Source organism: Rhodopseudomonas sp. B29, assembly GCF_000333455.1.
Taxonomy (GTDB): domain Bacteria; phylum Pseudomonadota; class Alphaproteobacteria; order Rhizobiales; family Xanthobacteraceae; genus Rhodopseudomonas.
The window spans coordinates 1-4,688 of sequence record NZ_BADD01000785.1; the positions used below are offsets into that span (position 1 = coordinate 1).

The following is a 4,688-nucleotide window of genomic DNA, read 5'->3' on the forward strand; positions in this document are numbered from 1 at the left end:
CGAAGCAGCGAAGGCTGGTGGAGCCAGGCGGGATCGAACCGCCGACCTCTTGCATGCCATGCAAGCGCTCTCCCAGCTGAGCTATGGCCCCTTAACCCTGGGTCCGCGGCCAAATCAGCCGCGGGGACATTCGTTGATCACAGATCGGCGACGATCTCAAGTCTCCTCATCGCCAGAAACGTCACCAATAATGTCAGTGACGTCTTCATCCCCTTCTTCTTCGTCGGCGATGAAGGTCGAATCGTCGTCATCGTCCTCGATTGTGTCGTCGAGTTCGATATCGTCTTCGGATTCCGGCACCACGGCCTTGACCTTGCCGGAGTTCTCCTCGGCATCGGCCTCTTCGAGCGACACCAGCTCTTCCGACTCCATCGCCTCGGGCGCTTCGTCCGGGGTGGCGGCGGCGCGCTGATCGGCGCGGCCGCGCGTTCCGGCCACCGGCGCGATCGGCACCACTTCCCCGGTATAGGGCGAGATCACCGGAGACTTGTTGAGATCGTAGAACTTCTTGCCCGTCGTCGGGCAGACGCGCTTGGTTCCGAGCTCGGATTTCGCCACTTGTGCAACCTTGGGATTTCTTGAAAAACGGTGCTTCACTTGGCTAGTTGGGGCGCCGCTGTCAATAGCGGTTTGTACCCATCGGACGTGCGATTGCGAGGCCTCCGGCCCGCAGCGAAGGACCTTCATCTTGACCCATACGAGCCCACCGGCGCCGCTCCAGGCGCGCAAGAGCGCCGCGCTGAAGGGCACCGCCCGTGTGCCGGGTGACAAATCGATCTCCCACCGCGCCCTGATTCTCGGCGCCCTGGCGGTCGGTGAGACCCGGATTTCCGGCCTGCTGGAGGGCGAGGACGTCCTGAATACTGCCAAGGCGATGCGGGCGCTCGGCGCCAAGGTCGAACGCACCGGTGATTGCGCCTGGAGCGTGCACGGCGTCGGCGTTGCCGGCTTCGCCCAGCCGGACGCCCCGCTCGACTTCGGCAATTCCGGCACCGGCTGCCGGCTGGTGATGGGCGCCGTGGCCGGCGCGCCGATCACCGCCACGTTCGACGGCGACGCCTCGCTGCGCTCGCGCCCGATGCGCCGGATCGTCGATCCGCTGGCGCTGATGGGCGCCAAGGTGGTCTCCAGTGCGGAGGGCGGCCGCCTGCCGCTGACCCTGCAGGGCGCCCGCGAGCCTTTACCAATCGTTTACCGAACCCCGGTGGCGTCAGCGCAGATCAAATCCGCTGTGCTGCTGGCCGGGCTGGCGGCGCCCGGCGTCACCACGGTGATCGAGAGCGAAGCCAGCCGCGACCACACCGAACTCATGCTGAAGCATTTCGGGGCCGAGATCGTCACCGAGCCGGAGGGCGCGCACGGCCGCAAGATTTCGCTGACCGGCCAGCCCGAGCTGCGCGGCGCGCCGGTGGTGGTGCCGGCCGATCCGTCCTCGGCGGCCTTTCCGATGGTGGCGGCGCTGATCGTGCCGGGCTCTGACATCGTGCTGACCGACGTCATGACCAATCCGCTGCGCACCGGCCTGATCGCTACCCTGCGCGAGATGGGCGCCTCGATCGAAGAGACCGACGTCCGCGGCGACGCTGGCGAGCCGATGGCGAACTTCCGCGTGCGGGCCTCGCGTCTCAAGGGCGTCGAAGTGCCGCCCGAGCGCGCGCCGTCGATGATCGACGAATATCTGGTGCTGGGCGTGGCGGCAGCCTTCGCCGAAGGCACCACGGTGATGCGCGGCCTCAAGGAGCTACGCGTCAAAGAATCCGATCGCCTCGAAGCGACCGCTGAGATGCTGCGGGTCAGCGGCGTCGAGGTCGAAATCGAAAACGACGACCTGATCGTTCACGGCAAGGGTCATGTGCCCGGCGGCGGCATCGTCGCCACCCACATGGACCACCGCATCGCCATGTCGGCACTGGCGATGGGCCTCGCTTCCGACAAGCCGGTCACCGTCGACGACACCACCTTCATCGCCACCAGCTTCCCGGACTTTATCCCGATGATGCGGCGGCTCGGAGCGGAGTTCGGCTGAGCCGGCTATTCCGGTTCATCCATTCATGGTTAGATATCAGCTCTCGTTCCGAGGTCCGGAGGGACAGATGCCACGGGTCGTCGTGAAGAAATTGGCGCCGAAGAAGAACGCTTCGAGGAAGCTCACCGTAAAAAAGGCGGCCCTCAAGAAGTCTGCCGCTCCCGGCGGCTCGGTGACCTCCAAGAGCGTTCGCAACGCCGAAGGGCGGGCATTCAAGGTTTGGGCGATCGACGCCAACAGCCCCACCTTCGGCGATGACTTGAGTGCTGTTTTCGCCCGGAACGTCAGCAAGGCGCGACGCGAGAACACGGAGCGGTTTGGGTCTCCGGATCGTGTCACGCGGAAGGCCCGATAGACCAAAGCTCTGGATCGTTGCGGGACCCAACGGTTCAGGCAAGAGCAGCGTCTACACCGACACGGATATCGGAGACTTTGGCGGATCGGTCTGGATCATCAATCCCGACCTGCTGACCGCACGCATCCGGAAGACCGAAAGGTTGAGAGCGCGCGCGGCGAACGTCGAAGCCGTGACGAGGATTTACAGCTGGCTCGAAGCCTCGATCGCGGCGTACCAGACGATCGGGGTCGAGACGGTGCTATCGACCGACAAGTACCGTCAGTTGGTGTTGCGCGCGCGGCGCAACGGCTTCGAAATCCGCCTGATCTACGTGCTGTTGCAATCCGTCGAACTCGCCATCGAGCGAGTCAAACTGCGCGTAGCGAAAGGCGGCCATAACGTGCCCGCCGCCAAGATCCGATCACGTCGGCAGCGATCACTGGATCAACTGCCGTGGTTTCTGAGACATGCGGACCAAGCGTGGATCTTCGACAATTCCGGCGCCACCCCGGCACGGATCGCACTGAAAGCCGGCAATACGATCGCGGTCGATCCGGACGCTCTTCCCGATATCAAACACGCAATCGGCTTGGCATCGAAGATCAAGCTCGAGAAGGCTCCGAGCTAGCCGCCTCGACCGGCTCGATGCCGACCAGCCGGTCCACCTGCTGCTGGACCGCCGTCAACGCGAGACGGAGCTGCTCGGAAGTCTCGGCGACGTCCGAGCCAGCAGCCACGACGATGGGCTCGCCGAAGCGGATCGCGATCCTGGCGAACAGTCCCGGCAGCATCAGGCGGTCCCAACTGCGCAACAGCTTGTGGCGCGACATGCTGACCGACACCGGCAGGATCGGCAGGCCGGTGAGCCGCGCCAGATCGAGGATGCCGTCACTGTTGATGCGCATGCGGGGACCGCGCGGGCCGTCGGGCGTGACGAACAGGCTGTGACCGGAGCGCCCGAGCCGCATCATCTCGCGCGCCGCCCGCATGCCGCCCTTCGAACTCGACCCGACTGCCGTCTGGATGCCGAACGCGGCGCCGACCCTGGAGATCACCTTGCCGTCGCGGTGTCCGCTGATCAGCGCGACCAGAGGCTTGCTTTTGGGCCGCAGCATCGGCGCCATGATCAGCCGCCCGTGCCACATCGCCAAAATGTAGGGCTCGGCGATCGGTGCCGCCTGCCGGTCGTAGCGGCCGGTCCACAGCACGACATGATAATAGATCGTCGACAGGAAGACGCCGAGCGACAGGGCCGCGTCCGATCGCGTAATCCGTTTGACGAAAGCGGGTGTGGCCATCCAGGAAGGGTCCAGGCAGAGATTGACGCGACATCGCCGACGGGGGCTGGCTTCGGCGGATCGCGGGTTTATACCGGGTCTTTGACGGCTGCAAACGACCGCCGAGGCGCTTCAGGTTGACGCGCTGGCCGCGCTCGGCGAGCCAAATTTTTGGAAATGCGACGAAGAATGATCATCGCCATCGACGGTCCGGCGGCATCCGGCAAAGGCACGCTCGGCAAGCGGCTCGCGGCTCATTATGGCTTCCGTCACTTAGATACCGGCCTGATCTATCGGGCGGTCGGCAAGGCCGTGCTGGACCGCGGCGGCGACCTCGCGGACGAAGCCGCCGCGCTGGAAGCGGCGCGGAGCCTGGATCCAGCGCATTTCGACGATCCGGAGCTGAAGACGCAGGCCGCCGGCGAGGCTGCCTCGGTCGTTTCGGCGCATCCGGCCGTCCGCGCCGCGCTGCTGGACTTCCAGCGAACCTTCGCGGCCGCCCCGCCCGGCGCCGTGCTGGACGGCCGGGACATCGGCACCGTGATCTGTCCCGACGCCGACGTGAAGATCTTCGTGGTCGCCAAGCCCGAGGTCCGCGCCCACCGCCGCGCGCTCGAGGCCCGCTCGCGCGGCGAGGCGGCCGACGAGGGGGCCATCCTGGCCGATATCCTCAAACGCGACGAGCGCGACAAGAACCGCGCAGCGGCGCCGTTAAAACAGGCCGAGGATGCAGTCTTGCTCGACAATTCCTATTTGGATATAGAAGGCGGCGTCCGGGCCGCCATCGATATTGTCGAGGCCGTTCGAGCGGGCCGGCGTCGGGTCTAAAGGACCAAACCGACGCCGTCATTGGAGGATCGCCCGCTCCACCGCCCACATGATGGCTGGACGAAGATCGTGTCGTCGGTTGCGACCGCGATGTCGTTCTGTGGCCGGATGATTTGCTGAAATTCAGTCCAAAGATCCGCCGTTCGGCGGATCACCGTTTCGACCGTGCAGGCATGTTGCCGGCCCGCTGCGCATTCGCGGATNAAGGCGTCGTCGGTCG

At 65.5% G+C, this 4,688-nt stretch carries 6 protein-coding genes and 1 tRNA gene; 3 read left to right on the top strand and 4 right to left on the bottom strand.

Going from position 1 to position 4,688, the window contains the following annotated elements; all coding sequences use genetic code 11:
- Positions 1–15 precede the first annotated feature (15 nt).
- Positions 16–91, bottom strand: a tRNA-Ala gene (locus I5M_RS28255).
- A 65-nt stretch (positions 92–156) separates the two neighbouring features.
- Positions 157–558, bottom strand: a complete 402-nt coding sequence (locus tag I5M_RS28260) for a TIGR02300 family protein (RefSeq protein WP_022724470.1) — start codon at positions 556–558, stop codon at positions 157–159.
- A gap of 130 nt (positions 559–688) precedes the next feature.
- Here I5M_RS28260 and aroA point away from each other — a divergent pair, with 130 nt between their 5' ends.
- A complete protein-coding gene (gene aroA / locus I5M_RS28265; RefSeq protein ID WP_022724471.1) occupies positions 689–2,026 on the top strand; it encodes a 3-phosphoshikimate 1-carboxyvinyltransferase in 1,338 nt (445 codons plus the stop codon).
- 36 nt (positions 2,027–2,062) lie between these two features.
- Here the strand turns inward: aroA and I5M_RS32975 are convergent, their stop codons facing one another.
- Positions 2,063–2,263: a hypothetical protein gene (locus tag I5M_RS32975; protein WP_159104041.1), complete on the bottom strand. Its 201-nt coding sequence runs from the start codon at positions 2,261–2,263 to the stop codon at positions 2,063–2,065.
- 26 nt (positions 2,264–2,289) lie between these two features.
- Here I5M_RS32975 and I5M_RS28275 point away from each other — a divergent pair, with 26 nt between their 5' ends.
- Positions 2,290–2,991: a zeta toxin family protein gene (locus tag I5M_RS28275; protein ID WP_244432113.1), complete on the top strand. Its 702-nt coding sequence runs from the start codon at positions 2,290–2,292 to the stop codon at positions 2,989–2,991.
- On the opposite strand, the gene I5M_RS28280 is transcribed toward I5M_RS28275, so the two are convergent.
- Positions 2,966–3,661, bottom strand: coding sequence for a lysophospholipid acyltransferase family protein (locus I5M_RS28280; RefSeq protein WP_022724474.1), 696 nt, complete (start codon positions 3,659–3,661; stop codon positions 2,966–2,968). The two genes, I5M_RS28275 and I5M_RS28280, sit on opposite strands and share 26 nt — an antisense overlap.
- Positions 3,662–3,829: 168 nt before the next feature.
- Between I5M_RS28280 and cmk the strand changes: the two genes are divergently transcribed.
- A complete protein-coding gene (gene cmk, locus I5M_RS28285) occupies positions 3,830–4,468 on the top strand; it encodes a (d)CMP kinase (protein ID WP_022724475.1) in 639 nt (212 codons plus the stop codon).
- Positions 4,469–4,688 lie beyond the last annotated feature (220 nt).